12 protein-coding genes are annotated in these 18,027 nt (G+C 51.2%); 7 read left to right on the forward strand and 5 right to left on the reverse strand.

The genetic code is table 11. The annotated features are described in order from the left end of the window. Positions 1–106: 106 nt before the first annotated feature. Together mqnC and ACN0YH_RS21655 are read right to left on the reverse strand one after the other, a co-directional pair. On the reverse strand, positions 107–1,237 hold the full coding sequence (gene mqnC / locus ACN0YH_RS21650) for a cyclic dehypoxanthinyl futalosine synthase (RefSeq protein WP_417381680.1): 1,131 nt from the start codon (positions 1,235–1,237) through the stop codon (positions 107–109). Next, the gene (locus ACN0YH_RS21655; protein WP_417381681.1) at positions 1,206–2,027 is read right to left on the reverse strand and encodes a menaquinone biosynthetic enzyme MqnA/MqnD family protein; all 822 of its coding nucleotides are present in this window, start codon (positions 2,025–2,027) and stop codon (positions 1,206–1,208) included. The genes mqnC and ACN0YH_RS21655 overlap by 32 nt, the downstream gene beginning before the upstream one ends. A 288-nt stretch (positions 2,028–2,315) precedes the next feature. Here ACN0YH_RS21655 and proC point away from each other — a divergent pair, with 288 nt between their 5' ends. The 6 genes from proC to ACN0YH_RS21685 all read left to right on the forward strand — a co-directional run bounded on the left by proC (position 2,316) and on the right by ACN0YH_RS21685 (position 10,985). Then, positions 2,316–3,140: a pyrroline-5-carboxylate reductase gene (gene proC / locus ACN0YH_RS21660; RefSeq protein ID WP_417381682.1), complete on the forward strand. Its 825-nt coding sequence runs from the start codon at positions 2,316–2,318 to the stop codon at positions 3,138–3,140. Between the two features lie 238 nt (positions 3,141–3,378). Then, positions 3,379–6,150, forward strand: a complete 2,772-nt coding sequence (locus tag ACN0YH_RS21665; protein ID WP_417381683.1) for a prolyl oligopeptidase family serine peptidase — start codon at positions 3,379–3,381, stop codon at positions 6,148–6,150. Positions 6,151–6,267: 117 nt separating this feature from the next. Further along, positions 6,268–7,251: a metal ABC transporter solute-binding protein, Zn/Mn family gene (locus ACN0YH_RS21670; RefSeq protein WP_417381684.1), complete on the forward strand. Its 984-nt coding sequence runs from the start codon at positions 6,268–6,270 to the stop codon at positions 7,249–7,251. A 79-nt stretch (positions 7,252–7,330) separates the two neighbouring features. Then, positions 7,331–8,146 carry a metal ABC transporter ATP-binding protein gene (locus tag ACN0YH_RS21675; protein ID WP_417381685.1) on the forward strand — a complete coding sequence of 272 codons (816 nt, stop codon included), beginning with the start codon at positions 7,331–7,333 and terminating at the stop codon, positions 8,144–8,146. Next, entirely contained in the window at positions 8,143–9,648 is a 1,506-nt protein-coding gene (locus tag ACN0YH_RS21680; RefSeq protein WP_417381686.1) for an iron chelate uptake ABC transporter family permease subunit, read from the forward strand. The genes ACN0YH_RS21675 and ACN0YH_RS21680 overlap by 4 nt, the downstream gene beginning before the upstream one ends. After that, positions 9,645–10,985 (forward strand): metal ABC transporter permease, encoded by a 1,341-nt coding sequence (locus ACN0YH_RS21685; protein WP_417381687.1) that lies wholly within the window; start codon positions 9,645–9,647, stop codon positions 10,983–10,985. Before ACN0YH_RS21680 ends, ACN0YH_RS21685 begins: the two co-directional genes overlap by 4 nt. A gap of 25 nt (positions 10,986–11,010) precedes the next feature. Here ACN0YH_RS21685 and ACN0YH_RS21690 read toward each other — a convergent pair whose 3' ends face one another. The 3 genes from ACN0YH_RS21690 to ACN0YH_RS21700 form a co-directional block, all read right to left on the reverse strand. Next, the gene (locus tag ACN0YH_RS21690) at positions 11,011–12,357 is read right to left on the reverse strand and encodes an NAD(P)/FAD-dependent oxidoreductase (RefSeq protein WP_417381688.1); all 1,347 of its coding nucleotides are present in this window, start codon (positions 12,355–12,357) and stop codon (positions 11,011–11,013) included. 172 nt (positions 12,358–12,529) lie between these two features. Then, complete coding sequence (locus ACN0YH_RS21695; protein ID WP_417381689.1) at positions 12,530–14,002, reverse strand: DUF1501 domain-containing protein; 1,473 nt, start codon at positions 14,000–14,002, stop codon at positions 12,530–12,532. Between the two features lie 7 nt (positions 14,003–14,009). Further along, entirely contained in the window at positions 14,010–17,057 is a 3,048-nt protein-coding gene (locus ACN0YH_RS21700; RefSeq protein WP_417381690.1) for a DUF1553 domain-containing protein, read from the reverse strand. A gap of 61 nt (positions 17,058–17,118) precedes the next feature. Here ACN0YH_RS21700 and ACN0YH_RS21705 point away from each other — a divergent pair, with 61 nt between their 5' ends. Continuing rightward, positions 17,119–18,009: an IclR family transcriptional regulator gene (locus ACN0YH_RS21705; protein ID WP_417381691.1), complete on the forward strand. Its 891-nt coding sequence runs from the start codon at positions 17,119–17,121 to the stop codon at positions 18,007–18,009. Positions 18,010–18,027 lie beyond the last annotated feature (18 nt).

The raw sequence follows: 18,027 nt of genomic DNA on the forward strand, positions 1-18,027 counted from the left end.
CCAATCGACTGATGAGAGAGGCTTACTTATACGTTATTATTACACGTAAGCATAGCCTATCAACGCGAATCGGCTGCCCTGCGCTGATTGGATGATCAATTTTCTGTCAGTTGAGCACGGGGAGTGGAACGTGACCTGCTCCTTTGGCAGGACCGCTGGAATCGGGATCATCGATATAGTCATAAAAGACATTCCGCTGCCTGGGGATATATCCCGATTCCGTAATACAGCGTCGAATTGTCTCAACAGTCAGATGATGCGTCGTTCCTGCCTGAGAAACCACGTTTTCTTCGATCATCAGACTGCCCATATCATTGGCACCAAAAAACAGTGCCATCTGTCCGGTTTTTTCACCCTGAGTGACCCAGGAAGACTGAATGTTCTGGAAGTTATCCAGATACAGGCGACTCACGGCCTGCGTCTTCAAATATTCAAACGCCCCCGCGGGTGGCACATACTCCATATCCGTGTGCTCCGGCTGAAGTGTCCAGCAGATGAACGCGGAAAAGCCATGCGTTTCGTCCTGCAGTTCCCGCAGACGATCCAGATGTTCGATCCGTTCTGCCAGTGTCTCGATATGACCGAACATCATTGTCGCACTCGAAATACCGCCCAGTTCATGCCAGACACGATTCACCTCAAGCCACTCATCGGTGAGGGCTTTACCGCGCGTGATTTCTTTGCGCACACGATCGACAAGAATTTCACCACCACCGCCGGGCAGACTTCCCAGTCCAGCGGCTTTGAGTCGCTCGAGCACCTGACGCAGAGAGAGTTTATTGACTTTCGTGAAGTGATGAATTTCAGGCGGGCTGAATCCATGAACATTCACAGTCGGATAGCGTTCGCGCAGATCCCGCAGCAGATCCTCATACCATTTCAGCTTCAACGTGGGATGCAAGCCCCCCTGCAGGAGAATCTGATCCCCGCCGAGTTCGATCGTCTCTTCAATCTTTTGATACAACTGCTCGGGTTTGAGAACATAGACTTCGGGAGATTTGGGATTACGATAGAAGGCACAAAAATCACAAACTGCCGTACAGGAATTGGAATAGTTTATATTCCGATCGATGTTATAAGTACGATACGGTTCCGGATGCAGGCGTTTTGTGACCTCATTGGCTGCACGACCAAGCGCAACCAGATCGTGAGACTCCATCAGTTTGAGTCCCTCTTCTCGATTCAGACGTTCGCCGGCGACGGCTTTATCCAGCAGAGATGCAATTTCGGAAGACAAGAGGAACCCCCTCGGGCGCAAGTCCCGTTTTAATAGCTAATTCTTGAAACAAACGTAACCCGCAACATTCCGCGGGCCCCAGGTAAAAACTCAAATTATTCTTCAGGTAATTTTCGGCTACCGATTGATCAATACCCAGCTTCGGCGCTTCCCGGCGGGCAATTTCATCCAGTAGTGTCACACCTTTATCTCGCGCCTGACACAAGGCAGCTTCTAACGAACCGGTTTCCTGATCTCGTCGAACAGCCCACATGGCAAAAACAAAAGGGAGCCCCGTCCACCGCAACCACTCTTCACCCAGATCCCAGGTCGCCACAAAGCTCGTCTCCGGAGTGTGGATCGCACGATCTCCGATCAATAAAATCGCATCAGCGGTACTGGCTTCGATGGTCTGTTCGATGGGTAGCGGCTCGACTTCCGGATAAACGCCATATTGTTCAGCCAGCATGATCCGAACCAGTGTCGCACTCGTCCGGGATCCCATATCCAAAGCCAGTCTCCTGATTTTCCCCAAAGGAACCCGACTATACATCTTAACACTCAAAACCGGGCCCTGGGTCGCGACACAGGCATTGGAAATAATTTCGTATTCAGAACTCCGGATCACTTCAATCGAAGGGATCAATCCAACGTCGATCCGCCCGGCAGCCAGATCATCCGCCAAAAGACTGGGATAATCCAACATCAGTTCAGCATTTTCGGCGAGCTCTTCCAGGTCTTCAATCAAAGGCTTCGAGTTGAGATAGGAGACCGCCCCCACACGAATCGGGGGTGGAATCAAGTCAGACATTATCGTTTGGCTTTCATTTCCGGTTGGTTTGTCCAACTTATTATAGCCAGCAATCTTCATCTCGCAATCAGCTCACACTATGGTAATTCATCCAGAGAACGCACTCTGGTGCACATTCTGAATGTTGGTGTTACAATTCCGTAAGTATCTCGGCATACATTATCTTATTCTAGCAGTTTATGCCCCCGCAGGCAGGGAATATCCACTTGAAAATTCAAGGACAGACCAAATTTGGCGTCCTTTCGAAGCTGAAAACCACAACAACAGGCAGCAGAAAGCAGCATTCGCATGACAGAACAGAGTCTCTCCAAAGTCGGCTTCATCGGAGCTGGCCGTATGGCAACCGCTCTTGCAGGGGGATTAATCTCATCTGGATTCACAACAAAAGACCATGTCTGCGCCAGCGACGCTTATGAAGCAGCCAGCAAAAAATTTGTCCAGGAGACCGGTGCACGGTCCGTTTCATCCAATCAGCAGGTGATGGAACAGTCAGAAATCATCATCCTCTCGGTCAAACCCCAGCAGATTCCCGACGTGCTTCAGGAAATCAAATCTTCTGTTACCAGTCAACACCTGTTGATTTCCATCGCTGCTGGCTGCCCGCTTTCACTGTTTCTGGACACCCTGGGAAAAACCACCCGGATGATTCGCGTGATGCCGAACACACCCTGCCTGGTCAAACAGGGCGCCTCTGCTTTTGCTCGTGGCGGACAGGCGACCACAGAAGATGCAAATCTGGTGGAGTCCTTACTTTCGACAGTGGGGATCGCATTTGAAGTCCCCGAGTCACAACTTGACGCGGTCACCGGTTTGTCTGGCAGTGGACCCGCTTATATCTACCAGGTAATCGAAGCCCTGAGCGATGGGGGAGTCCGCGTCGGTCTGCCACGTCATATCGCCACGCAGCTGGCAGCACAGACGGTAAAAGGGGCAGCCGAGATGGTCCTGCAGACAGCCGAACATCCAGGCACACTCAAAGACGCGGTGACCAGCCCCGGCGGAACTACGATCGCAGGGATTCATGCACTGGAGGCTGGTGGATTAAGAAACAGCCTGATGAACGCAGTCAGCGCGGCAACAAATCGTTCCATCGAACTGGGTCAAGGAAAATAAAGTCATTGAACTGGTTTCTGGAATTCACTTAATTTGTGACCAGAGGTTCTTTAATTTTATTAACCAACTTGTGCTGGCTCGATCCATCTCTCAAAATAAAAAGATGTCTTCAGGTCATAAATCATTGGCAGGTAGGGGCGTCAATCCAGTTCCCCATCGAATCCAATTCCCTGGCGACATCCCAACACTGACTTCAGCCTCGAATCATACCCGCCTGCATCCACCAGGAGATACAACCATGCTTAGCCACTCTGTCCGTGCCATCCTGCTAATCTCCTGTCTGCTACTGACAAATCCCACCCTCTCACAGGCAGCAGAACCCGATCTGAAGAGCCTGTTATCTCAGCCGGTTCTGGATAAAGATCTCCCCTGGAAAGAAGTCCAAGCCTTCATTGCACCGCGGGTTCCCGGAATGCCGGAAATCAGCAGCGTTGAGGAATGGGAAAAATATATTTCGCAAGTCCGCAGCAACGTGTTGAATAAAGTCGTCTATCGTGGGGAAGCCGCAAAATGGCGGGACTCTCAATTAAAAGTCGACTGGCTCGAAACCATTGAAGGCGGCCCTGAATATAAAATCCAGAAACTACGCTTTGAAGCACTCCCCGGCTTATGGGTCCCCGCGCTGTTGTATATTCCCAACCAGCTCACCGGTAAAGTCCCTGTAGTCATGAATGTGAATGGACACGACCGCAATGGGAAAGCAGCCGACTACAAACAGGTACGCTGTATTAATCAGGCGAAGCGAGGCATGCTGGCGCTCAATATTGAATGGCTGGGGATGGGACAGTTGAACGTTTCCGGTTTCACCCATTATAAAATGAATCAACTGGACTTGTGTGGCACGAGTGGGCTGGCACCCTTTTATCTGTCGATGAAACGCGGCCTTGATGTACTCTTATCACATCCTCATGCTGATCCCAAACGTGTCGCGGTCGCCGGTCTTTCAGGCGGTGGCTGGCAGACCATCTTCATCAGCTCGCTGGACGAACGGGTCACTCTGTCAAACCCGGTTGCCGGATACTCCAGCTACCTGACGCGCGTCTATCACACCAAAGATCTGGGGGACTCCGAACAGACCCCCAACGATCTGGCTGTTTATGCCGACTACACACATTTGACAGCAATGCGGGCACCCCGCCCCACCCTGCTCACAAACAACTCCAAAGACAACTGCTGCTTTGAATCCGGTTATGCCCAACCGCCGCTGTTAAAAGCCGCTTTCCCGATCTTTAAACTCTACGACAAAGAAAACCATCTGCAGAAGCACGTCAACGATGACCCCGGCGATCACAATTTTCTGAAAGACAACCGCGAGGCCCTTTACCGCATGCTGTCCACTCATTTTTCGGAACCGGGCAAACCCTTACCGGTCAAGGAAATGGAATGTAACGCCGAACTTAAAACAGCAGATGAACTCAAAGTCGAGCTGCCTGAGAACAATGCCGACTTCCATACACTGGCCCTCAAGCTCAGCCGGAATCTGCCGCGGCGTACGAAAACTACTCCTGAAAAACAGCGGGCAGCGCTCAAACAGATCGTGCACTTCAAAACCGCAGACACGCTACTTGAGGCAACACAATCCAGCCAGACAACAACAGGCAAAACAACTGTCACATTCTGGAAACTGAAGATCGATCAAAACTGGACGGTCCCTGCTGTCGAATTCTCCAACGGTCCTTCTGAATCCACCACAATCCTCGTCGCAGATGCAGGTCGCAAAAGCCTGGCAGAGCAGGTTCAGAAGTTACTGTCACAGGGAGAAACCGTCCTGGCAGTGGACCCATTCTACTTCGGTGAATCGAAAATCAGCCAACGCGACTTTCTGTATGGATTACTGGTCGCCGCTGTCGGAGAACGTCCACTGGGTATCCAGGCCAGCCAGTTAACATCGATTGCACACTGGTTACGTGATCAGAAAAAGCAGACGTCTGTCAAGATTCAGTCTGCCGGCCCCCGCAGCAGCCTGTTCGCACTCGTAGCCGCTGCTATCGATCCGGAGGTCTTTTCCAACGTTGAACTACAGGGCTCATTGGGTTCACTAAAAGAAATCATTGAACAGGATCAATCTGTCAATCAGGCGCCGGAGCTCTTCTGCTTTGGATTGCTCAAGCAGTTCGATATCAAAGGTCTGGTCGCTTTGGCTGGAAAAGACAAAGTAAAATTTATTGATCCCAGCGAACGGGTGAAACAGGAACTGTCCCAGATCCAGGTAAAAAAAGACCTTAATTACCTGGGCGAAGGGCGTAGCGAAAAACTGGACCTGTATCTGCCTGATCCTCAATTTCGAAGCGGCCCCTATCCCGCTGTTGTGATCATCCACGGCGGTGGCTGGCACGGCGGTGATAAAGCAGCCCGCCGCGAATTGAACATCGGAAACAATCTGGCGAAAGCCGGTTATGTCTGCGCCAGTATTAATTATCAACTTGCGAAACGGCACTCCCGGTTTACCGATAACCTCAGGCAGGTCTGGCCCGGTCATCTGCAGGACTGCAAAACAGCGGTCCGCTATTTGAGAAAACACGCAAAACAGTATCAGATTGACGCCGACCATATCGGAGCAATTGGAGGATCAGCGGGAGGTCATCTGGTTGCCATGCTGGCCGTGACCGGCGATGACCCCGAACTTGATCCGAAAGGTCCTTATGCCGATTTTTCTACACGTATTCAGGCAGTTGTCCCCATGTATGGCGCTCACGACCTGATTGCCCTGGCAAAATCACGAGACCTGCTGGACTCGTTTACGGAAGAGGAGAAAGAACTCAGCAAACAGGCCTCTGCCGTATCACATCTCACAAAAGACGATCCACCCTTCCTGATTTTACATGGAACAAAGGATACACTCGTTCCCCTGGAACAGTCAAAACGACTTCAGGCTGCTCTTCAGAATGAAAAGATGCCCTCCGAATTGCTGATCATTGAGGGCGCCCCTCACAGTTTCCACCTGCAACCCAGCCAGCAGGATCTCAGACCTGCTGTAATCGGTTTCTTTGATCGCCACCTGAAGCCCTGAGCAACACTATTCCCACTGGAGTTGACACAATCACGGACTCTGTTAAAATAAAACAAAATGTAGCCTTGGCTACATTTAACAGTTATCTTACAGCCATCCGGTTACGGGAGAGAGTATATGCGAAGGCTTCTTGCTTTCAGTCTAATGTGGGTCATACTGGCAGGTTGTCAGTCCGAACAGAATGCGGCTCCAGATAAATCCTCAGGCCAGAAGCAGTTGAACTACCCGATTCCGGTAGCCGCGACAGTCGGCATGGTGGCAGATCTCGTCAAAAATGTAGGACGCGAATATGTGACCGTAACCCAGATTATGGGATCTGGAGTCGACCCTCACATGCATAAAGCCAGCCGTGACGATGTGCAGACCATCATGAATTCGGATATGGTCTTCTATTCCGGCTTGATGCTGGAAGGCAAAATGGCGGACACCCTGATCAAAGTCTCGCGAAGTAAGCCTGTCTTTGCAGTAACAGAATTGATCGATCCGAAATCACTACTGGAACCGGATGATTTTAACGGACATTACGACCCCCACGTCTGGATGGATGTCGCCACCTGGTCCCTCTGCGTGGATGCGGTGAAAGATGCATTGAGTCAATATGACCCCAAACATGCGGATGCCTATCAGAAAAATGCCGACGAATATAAACAGCAACTCGCAACTCTACATGAATATGGATTGAAAACGATCAAGTCCATCCCGGAAAACAGTCGCATTTTAATCACCTCACATGATGCCTTTAATTACTTTGGACGGGCGTATGGACTGGAAGTGCTGGGCGTACAAGGGATTTCTACGGAATCAGAGGCTGGCTTGAAACGGATCAATGAACTGGTAGATCTGCTGGTCTCTAAAAATGTCAAAGCGGTTTTTGTAGAGAGCAGTGTTTCTAAAAAGAACATCACGGCATTAATTGATGGGGCCAAAGCGCAAGGCCATGAGATCATTATTGGAGGCGAGCTGTTTTCGGATGCCATGGGTGAAGCAGGCAGTTATGAAGGGAGTTATATGGGAATGCTGGATCATAATTTTACAACCGTCACCCGGGCACTCGGCGGCATGGCTCCGGAAAAAGGACTGCAGGGAAAGCTCGCCCCCTGACTCCCCCGGGCCAATCGCTGCCTGAAGTTTTGAAGCGTTCCCACTACCATCATACTTTCAATGAAATAATTGCAATCTTATGAATACCAGCGAGAGCCCTTTATCTGATCTTCAAAACGATACACCAAACGCTGAGATCCCCCTCTCCGTATACGATCTCACAGTGGCATACCACCGTAAACCTGTGATCTGGGATGTCAGCTTTGATATCCCTCCAGGAAAACTGATCGGAATCATTGGACCAAATGGCGCCGGAAAAAGTACTCTGCTCAAAGCCATCATGGATCTGATCCCCAAAGCATCCGGACGGGTTCAGATCTTTGGCAAGTCTTATCAGAAAAATCGTCAACGTGTGGGCTATGTCCCCCAGCGGGAAAGTGTCGACTGGGATTTTCCCGTAGATGCCCTGGATGTGGTGACCATGGGACTTTACAAAGAAATTGGCTGGTGCCTGCCTGTTCGCAAGAAGCACAAAGCTCGCGCCATGGAAGCCCTGGATCGTGTAGGAATCGCCGACTATGCCCGCCGCCAGATCAGCCAGCTGTCAGGCGGACAACAACAGCGAACTTTTCTGGCACGCGCCCTGGTTCAAAACGCAGATCTATACCTGATGGATGAACCATTTGCTGCCGTCGATGCAGCAACAGAAAAAGCAATCATTCAGATTCTTCAGGAAATGAAAGAGTCCGGCAAAACAGCCCTGGTCATTCATCATGACCTGCAGACTGTTCCCGAGTATTTTGATTATGTCATTCTGTTGAACATGCGGGTGATCGATCATGGCTTAACAGCCGATGTTTTCACACCGGAAAATCTGCAGAAAACCTATGGTGGCAGACTGACCCTGCTCGAAGAAGCGACCGAAACAATGCGACGTCGGGAGCAGTCTTTATGAGGCTGTTTGCTTTGGTGTTTCTTCTGATGAGCCTCTGCCCGCATGCTGCGCTGCTCGCAGCCGACACCCCCGGTTCACAGAAATCCATTACAGACCGCAGCATTTCCATACCTGAATGGAAAGACTGGAAACGTGTTTTCCTTTTAGAAGACTATAATACGCGCATTGTCATTCTGGGGACGACACTGCTGGGAATGTCAGCCGGCATGATCGGCAGTTTTGCCCTGCTCAGAAAACGGGCCCTGATGGGCGATGCGCTGAGCCATGCCACTCTACCTGGCATCGCTCTTGCTTTTATCCTCGCGACCTCACTGGGTATGAATGGAAAAACTCTGCCTGTGCTTCTGTCGGGTGCTGCCATCAGTGGACTACTGGGAATCGCATCCATTCTGTTAATTAGAAACCTCACCCGCTTAAAAGAAGACGCCGCACTGGGTATCGTGCTCAGCGTGTTTTTTGGAGCGGGAGTCGCATTACTGGGAATTGTCCAGCAGATGCAGACGGGACATGCTGCGGGACTGGAATCGTTTATCTATGGTAAAACAGCATCGATGGTTGCCAGTGACGCCTGGCTGATTGGCAGTGCGGGACTGACTTGTATGCTGATTTCAATCTTCCTGTATAAAGAACTCACACTGCTCTGTTTCGACGAAGGATTTGCCCGCTCACGTGGCTTTCCCGTCGTCTTTCTCGACATGATTCTGATGGGGCTGGTTGTCGTCGTCACGATCATCGGTCTGCAGGCTGTCGGATTGATTCTGATGATTTCGCTCCTGGTCATTCCCCCGGCCGCAGCCCGCTTCTGGACAGAAAAGATCTTTTACCTCTCTCTCGTTGCTACAATCCTTGGTGCGCTGAGTGGCATGATTGGTTCCGCCATGAGCGCCATCTTTCCGAATCTTCCGTCCGGTGCAATGATTGTGCTGGTCGCGACCAGCATGTTTCTGGTCAGTATGATTTTCGGCGTTCCCCGGGGGATTCTGATCCGCAAAGTCAGACGCTATCAGTTGAACACCAAAGTGAATCGACAACACCTGCTGCGCAGCATTTATGAATACCTGGAAGCACACAACATGCTGATAGAGAATACCGCTACGGGAGACAAGTCCGTCCCCATAGCGACCCTCACTCAGATGCGTAGCTGGTCATTGTCAGCGCTCAATAAGATGATCCGCCGAGCCAGGCAGGATGAATTGATTGAAATATTTCCCGGCGAAAAAGTGCGTTTGACCAGACTCGGGCTGGTTGAAGCCGCGCGGGTCGTTCATGAGCATCGACTGTGGGAACTGTACCTCATTACCTATGCCGACGTAGCATCCAGCAAGGTCGATCGGGATGCCGATGCTATCGAACATGTGCTGGAACCGGAGGTCATAGCTGAACTGGAATCCTTACTGATTCAGCAATCATCTCCAGACATCTTACCAAGCCCCCATACTCTTGAGATCAAGCAGGAGAGCACCGATTCGCCTGACTCTCAATTCCGGAGGCCTGGTTCATGAACATTTTGAGAGAAGCATTGAGCCAGTGGAACTGGTTTCTGGATGGTTGGATTATTGTCGCTGGAATCTTATGCTCTGTTGCGACCGCCCTGCTGGGGAATTTTCTGGTATTGAGAAAAATGAGTATGCTGGGCGATGCGATCACCCATGCAATTTTACCCGGTCTCGCTGCCGCCTTTTTTATCAGTGACAGCCGCAGCAGCTTGCCGATGTTCGTTGGTGCTGTCATCGCAGGTATCTTGACGGCTCTGTTCACAGAGTGGATCAGGGGCTTTGGAAAAGTGGACGAAGGCGCCTCCATGGGAGTGGTCTTCACGTCTCTCTTCGCACTGGGTCTCGTGATGATAGTCCAGGCTGCGGATCATGTTGACCTGGATCCCGGCTGCGTACTCTATGGAGCCATCGAACTGACGCCCCTCGACACGGTCCTGATTGCTGGCTGGGAAATTCCCCGCGTTGTCGCCGTGCTCTCCATTGTCCTGTTGATCAACCTGCTGTTTGTGGTCTGCTTTCTCAAAGAACTCAAACTCAGTTCCTTCGATCCGGCACTGGCGACGACCACCGGATTTAACGCCACACTGATTCATTACACTCTCATGACACTGGTCGCGATCACCGCGGTCGCCAGCTTTGAAACGGTGGGCAATATTCTAGTCGTGGCCATGTTTGTGGTCCCTCCCGCTGCTGCTTACATGCTCACAGATCGGCTGGGGCACATGATCATCCTCAGTGTGATTCTGGCAATCATCGCCGCCATCACGGGACATATCAGCGCGATTACCGTGCCCCACTGGTTTGGGTATGGCAGCACTTCTACCGCGGGGATGATGGCGGTTTCTGCTGGTCTACTGTTCGTAGTAGCTGCCCTGTTTGGTCCGCGGCATGGCATCCTCGTCGTTTTTGTTCGGCGGCAGTTCCTGTCGTGGAAGATTCTCGCAGAAGACATCATTGCGTTGATGTACCGTATTGAAGAACGTGAACCGGACCATAAACCTGATGCCGGTTACCTGCGGGAAATATTGTTCTCCCGTGCCTTACCAACCAGTCTCTCACTCCGCTATCTGGCCAGACGGGGACAGATCACAGTCACAAACGGTTATTACGAACTGACAGAAACAGGTCGCGACCAGGCGCGTCAACTGGTTCGCTCACATCGACTCTGGGAGCACTACCTGGTTGAACACGCGGGCATGTCCACAGAAACGATTCACAGGCAAGCCGAGCGACTGGAACATTTCACTGATCGCCAGTTACGTGAAAAACTGAATGAGGACACCAACGAGACCGATCAGGACCCGCATGGCAGTCCCATTCCTCCTGAAGAGATCTCTAACTGAGATCTGTCGGGAACGTCTCGATCGATCAATGCTCTGAAGGAACAGTGACTTCCTCTTCTTCGGTCTCTTTTACCGACTCCTGGTCTTCCGCAGGACTCCAGCCACGGTCAACAATCAGCCGTGCGCCACGCCTGAAACTGAGATAGGACCAGGCCCACTGCATCACAACCAGTACGCGGTTTTTAAAACCGGTGAGATAAAAGACGTGCACGACGAGCCAGACAACCCAGGCAAAAAAACCGGCCAGCTTGAGCCGTCCCATTTCTACAATGGCGCGACTCCGGCCAATAGTTGCCATCTGACCTTTGTCCCGAAAACGAAACTTACTGCGTGGTTTGCCTTTGACTTCAGAGCGAATGGTTTTTCCGATAAATCGTCCCTGTTGTAATGCAACCGGAGCAGTTCCCGGCAGAGGGCTGCCAGTCTGATGCGTATAACTGGCCTGATCGCCGGCCACGAAAACATTGGGATATCCTTCCAGACTTAAATCCGGTTCGACCAGAACACGACCTCGATTATCGACGTGCATGCCTCCCGCTTGCCCGAGCTCAGAAGCCTCGACTCCCGCAGCCCACAACACGGTAGCAGCTCGAATTCGCTCCTCCCCTAATTCCACTCCTTCATCATTAATGTTCGTTACCACAGAGGAAGTCCAGATCTGTACTCCCAGCTTCTCCAGATCCCGGGCGGCCCGGTTAGACTGCTGCTCGGAAAACATGGGTAAAATGCGTGGCCCTGCTTCCACCAGAATCACGCGGGTGTGGCTGGGATTGATCCGGCGAAAATCTCGCGACAGGGTAAAACGACTCATCTCTCCGATGGCACCTGCCAGTTCAACACCGGTAGGACCGCCGCCTACGATCACATACGTGAGATACTTTTTCTGTTCATCGGGGTCGGTAACACGTTCTGCATGCTCAAAGGCAGACAGTACGCGCTTTCGAATTTCCGTCGCCTGCGAGATCGTCTTCAGACCGGGTGCATATTTTTCCCACTCATTATGACCGAAATAACTATGGGTCGCACCGCAGGCCAGTACCAGGTAATCAAACTCGAGCTCTCCGAAATCGAATTTGACTTTTTGTCCGGGAAGATCGATTGATTCTGCTTCCCCAAGTAAAACACTGGTATTGCGATAAGTTGAGAGCAGGCTGCGAATGGGGGTGGCAATATCCGCGGGACTGAGCCCGGCCATCGCCACCTGATAGAGCAGTGGTTGAAACAAATGGTAGTTGTGGCGATCCACCAGAGTGACTTCCACTCCGGCAACTCCCCCCAGTTCCAGTGCCGCGTTCAATCCGGCAAAACCACCGCCGATGATCAGTACCCGTCTGGTGTCGGACTTGCTTCGAGGGTTCTGTAAAGTATTCATTTCACTAATTTTTTAGACAGGACGATCCATTCAATCAGACAGAAGTAAGCGCCCTTATGATGCCGATTAAGAAACCACACTATAACCATTCTAGTCGATTCGTCTACGGACACAAAATATCTTCTTGAAAAATCAAGGTGTTCTGCCCTGAAACAACCAGTAGATGTGAATTTCAGGCGAGAATTTCATGAATCACTTCGCCATGCACATTCGTCAGGCGTCGTTCGATTCCGTTGTGGTACCAGGTAAGACGAGTGTGGTCGATCCCCAGCAAATGGAGAACAGTAGCGTGATAATCGTGCCAGGCAATCGGTTTTTCGACGGATTTCCAGCCAAATTCGTCAGTGGCACCATAACTGATTCCTTGTTTGAGACCGCCGCCTGCCATCCAGACCGAAAAACCATTCATATTATGATCTCTGCCGGTACCTATCTTATCTGAGGCCGATTGAGTAAATGGGGTCCGCCCAAACTCAGTGGAAAATAGAACCAGAGTGTCATCCAGCATGCCCCGCTGCCTCAAGTCCTGGAGTAAACCCGCGACAGGCTGATCAATCCGGGCTGCTTCACGTAGATGATTGCCTTTTACATTTTCATGACCGTCCCAGTTGATGCGCGGCGATCCAAACGGACCTCCGGAAAACAATTGCACAAACCGAACCCCCTGCTCCAGTAAGCGTCGCGCCAGCAGGCAGTTACGGGCGAAAGGCGCTGTCACTTCGGAATCAAAACCGTAGAGAGATTGAGTCGCGGAAGTTTCGGCAGACAAATCAGTCACCCGGGGAACTGCCAGCTGCATTTTCGCTGCCAACTCATGACTGCGAATCCTGGCTTCCAGATCACTGTTCGAGCCCAGACGTTCGAGATGATTCTGGTTGAACTGGTTTAATAATTGCCGACTGGCAGTTTCAGTAGATTTCGAGATTTTTCGCTCTGGGAATAAATCACGAATCGCCGGCCCCTGTGATTGAAAAGGCACTCCCTGATGCAACGCGGGCAAAAAACCATTTGACCAGTTGATCGTTCCCGCAGCGGGATAGCCGCGTACATCAGGCAGAACGACAAATGAAGGCAATTCATCGGTTTCGCATCCCAGCCCGTAAGAAAGCCACGACCCCAGCACCGGAAACCCATTCAAACGAAAACCGGTGTTTTCCTGAAAGGTTGCTGGCGTATGATTGGCGGAATCGGCCTTCATCGACCGTAACAGGGTTAACTCATCCGCCTGGGCCGCGATATGCGGAAACAGATCTGAGATCCAGAGTCCACTCTCCCCGCGCTGACGGAATGCAAAATCATTTTTGCGTAACAGACCGACCTTACCAAAAAAAGTCTCTGGTGTATTCTCGGTAGGCATCGTCTTGCCGTGCAGATCTTTCAGTGCGGGTTTGTAGTCAAACGAATCCAGATGACTCAAGCCTCCGATCAGACAAACATGGACGACTCGTTTGACTCGAGGCGTAAAATGAGTTGCGGGTAAAGCAGACTTGAACGAATCAGCAGATGCAACCGGTTTCTGATGCAACAGCAAATCCATAAGTGCCGTTCCTGCCAGACCAGTTCGCGCCCAGGAAAAGAATTCACGACGTGACATCGAATCGGGACCAGATCCGGATACTGGTTGATCTGTTTTCTGATATAACATTCCACTCTCAATTCACGTATAAAAATTCATTACTGTTGAGTACAACCCGACACAAAGCAGGCAGTCCGTGTTTTTCGGCGAATTCGCAGGAAGTTGACAACTCTGCAGGTTGGGGATGACGCTGATAAGCCAGTAAAAACAACTCTGTTACCTGTCTCTCCTGCCCCGAACCGACCCGCTGCTGAATACGTTCAGCCAGCCGATCGGACATTCGTAAGACAAAAGAAGCATTCATCAACGAAAGTGCCTGGAGTGGCGTCGTGGTTGAGGCGCGGTCGGGGGTCGTTGTTGAGGGATCCGGGCAGTCGAAGGTTTCGAGGAGAGGATGCCGCCCACCCCTGGCAGAAAAGCGATAGATGGATCGGCGATTAAATTCCTCGCCTACCGGATCCAGGGGTTCATAGAACTGAGTCCCTTTGAAAAAATAGGATTTCACATCCTGATAACCCTGCCCCCCGACCTGGGGATTCAACTGTCCGGAAATTTTCAGAATGGAATCGCGAATCGACTCTGCTTCAATTCTCTGCGGGCTTTTGCGCCATAACCATTGATTGTCGGCATCGACTTTTACAGCATCCGGGTCAAGTTGAGCTGACTGCTGGTAGACAGCTGAGAGCAGGATCAAACGGTGTAATGATTTCAGACTCCAGTTCTCCTGAACCAGTCTGTGAGCCAGATAATCCAGCAATCCCGGATGGCTGCAGTAGCCTCCATTAAACCCGAAATCATTGGGTGTATTCACAAGTCCCCTGCCAAAGTGATAGTGCCAGACTCGATTGACGATCACCCGGGCAAACAGGGGATTATTTGAACTGGTCACCCAGTCTGCAAACTGGATCCTGCGATCACGGTCTGAACAGTCTGCTGCCAATCCCAGATCTCCGTTGACCCCCTGAATCGCGGTTAATCCTCCAGGACTGACAATCCCCGCGGGAGCTGCAACGCTGCCTCGTTTCAACAAATGCATGACAGCAGGATTCCGGGAAACTGCCGCATAAACTTTTTTCGGCTGAATTGATTGAAGCTGACTAATCCTGGTCTGCAACTCTGTTCGATCAACACGCAGCGATTTTCGTTTTCCCTGCTCTGAGGGAGAAAGTACGGCAACCAGTTCCGCTTCTGAGAAAAAAGTACCTCCCCCTTTTGCAGATTCCTGAATTTCTGTCGACGTCAGTGCCCGGTCATAGAGGCGCGCTTTCGTAACGACTCCCTTCAAAAGTCGATTCCCGGCAGGAGAACCATGACGCAAACCAAAGAGCACCTCCGTTTTTTCGGAAGGAAACGAATGCAGGCCACGGGACCGGTAAGGGTTTCCATACAGTTTTCCATTGCGATAGGCGGTAATCTGACCGTCTGCAGAGTACACAATGGCGATCTGAACTTCCTTTTCATTCGCTCCCTGTTCCTGTTGACCCTGAAATGATTTCGTGCGATTGAAGTGATCACTTCCAGCCAGCCAGTGCCCCGGTTGCTGTTCGCCAAATACAATCGCATCGAAAATATTTCCATCAACGGTCTGCACACTCAGAATGCCGCCGCCTCGCTGATCAAGATTTGTCAGCTTCACCCAGGCTTCCAGCGTTTTTTCAGACAATTCCTGTTTGAGTGGCTCTGTTTTGAGATAGGACTTGTTTCCGTCGAGCAGCAGTCCTGCTTCACTTTGTCTTGCCGTCCCATGTAAAGTCCCTTGTAAACCACCAACAAGATCCTGCGTACTCTTTCGAAAATCCCAGGCTGCCACGGGTGAAGTGATCGCCAGAGGCAATTCTGTATTCTCCTGTGTTGCCCGTGAAGCAAGAACCCGTCGTCGCGCAATGGACTCTAACTCAAACAGATTTTTTTGAGTTTCGCGAAGATGTTTTTTTGTTTGAGCGAGTTCCTGCTGCGCCCTCTCATACGCGAGATCAGGCAGAACTCGTTCCCCATGCCCCACACCGGAAAGGGCCGCTGCAAACTGATAATATTCTTTTTGACTGATGGGATCGAATTTGTGATCATGGCAGCGGGCACAATTAACTGTCAAACCTAAAAACGTCTGACCAACGACCCCGACGATGTCTTCAAGCTCATCCTGTTTCATTGTCGCCCGCATCGTTTTACTGACAGGAATGACCACATCGTGAGGGCCTGCCACCAGGAAACCAGTCGCCTTGACCGCCTGCGGATTCTCTGGTTCCAGCAGATCACCGGCCAGTTGTAATTTCACGAAGCGATTATAAGGCAGATCCCGGTTCAGCGCATCAATCACCCAGTTTCGATAATGCCAGGCATTTAAACGAGGTTGATCTCGTTCAAAGCCGTTACTCTCACCAAAACGAACTACATCCAGCCAGTGACGAGCCCAGTGCTCTCCATAGTGAGGTGACGCAAGCAGGCGATCAACCAGATTCTCATACGCGTCTGGAGACTCATTGTTCAGAAATGCTTCCACTGCTTCCGGCTCGGGCGGCAAACCGGTTACGGAATAGGAAAGGCGTCGTATTAATGTCCGACGATCAGCAGCAGACTGAGGCTTAAGTCCCTGCTCCTGCAGCTTGCTCAGAACAAACGCATCGATCGGATTTTGTCCCCAATCATCGTCGGCCCCATCGTAATCAGATAGAGTCGGAACAACAGGATCCCGTAGAGGCTGCAAAGACCACCAGTCATAACCACCTCGCTTTTCAGTGGTCTTACTGAAGGCATCAATCGGATCGGTACCCCAGGGAGCACCTGCTGAGATCCACAGCTTGAACAGCTGCTTTTGTTCTGGCGTGAGTGGATGCTCGGGGGGCATGGCATCAGATTCGATATATTGCCACAACAGACTCTCTTCCGGATGACCAGCCTTGAGGGCCGGTCCACTCTCCCCTCCCCGAAAGGCAACTGCTCGAATTGAGAAATCAAATCCTGCTTTGGGATCCAGACCGGCATGGCAGTCCAGGCAATGCCCGGCAATTAACGGAGCCATCACACGATCAAAATCAGCACCTGCAGTCTTCGCATTCTGAAACAGTTCTGCTGCCTGAGCGGGAACAAGCAGACTCAGCCAGAGAACGACTGTTAATGTATTCAATCTGGGTCCACCTGCACGCATGGCAAAATTCTTCCTGCTGGCGATTATAAAGAGTATTGTGATGCAATCGAAAGCCGGTTCCCCGACTTCGGAGGTTGACACACTCACCAAAGAGCCCTATCATATTTCACTATTGAAACCTATTTCATATATGAAGTCAACAACAATGAGCGCTCCCGACACAAAACGTAAATCAGAAGCAGCCGCCTCTCCCAGTCTGCAGCGGGGAATTGCGCTCCTGGAGCACCTTGCCAGACATTCACATGGCTGCACACTGAGCGCACTCAGCGAAGAACTGAGTATTCCCCAGGCCTCGTTGTTACGGATTGGAAAAGCTCTGGAAGAACTCGGCTATGTCACGCGAGATGTCACTACCAAAAAATATTACCTGACAAATCGATTCCTGCAGTTGATCCCTCCGAGCGTCCAGGATCGCCCGCTGATGGAATGTGCCATTGGTCCGATGCGAGAGTTACGAGATATTACCGGTGAAACAACCCAACTATGCTGCCTGATCGACCGCGAGATCGTCATCCTGGAACAGATGCTGGCACGTCATGCATTTAAGTATTCTGCTGAAATCGGAGCCCGAGCCCCGTGTTACAGCTGCGCTCCAGGAAAAGCAATCGCAGCGTTTCTGCCGGACAATGAGCGCGATGATCTGGTCAACCGTCTTCACTTTAAACGCTTCACGCCACACACCATCACCTCCAAGCGTGCATTTCTCAATGAATTGGATCTGATTCGTCAACGTGGTTATGCCATTGATCATGAAGAAGGCCTCGTGGGAATCCGCTGTATCGCGGCTCCCATTCTGGATCGAAATGGCATTAGTATTGCCGCGTTCACAATCACAGGCCCTGCAGAACGGGTCCCTCAAGATGAATATGAAACACTGGGGCAGGTGGTTCAGTCCCAAGCCGCTACCGTGACAGCCGCCTATATTCGGTGACTCCAGTCTGAATCTTGA

It is taken from the genome of Gimesia sp., assembly GCF_048262075.1.
Lineage (GTDB): Bacteria > Planctomycetota > Planctomycetia > Planctomycetales > Planctomycetaceae > Gimesia.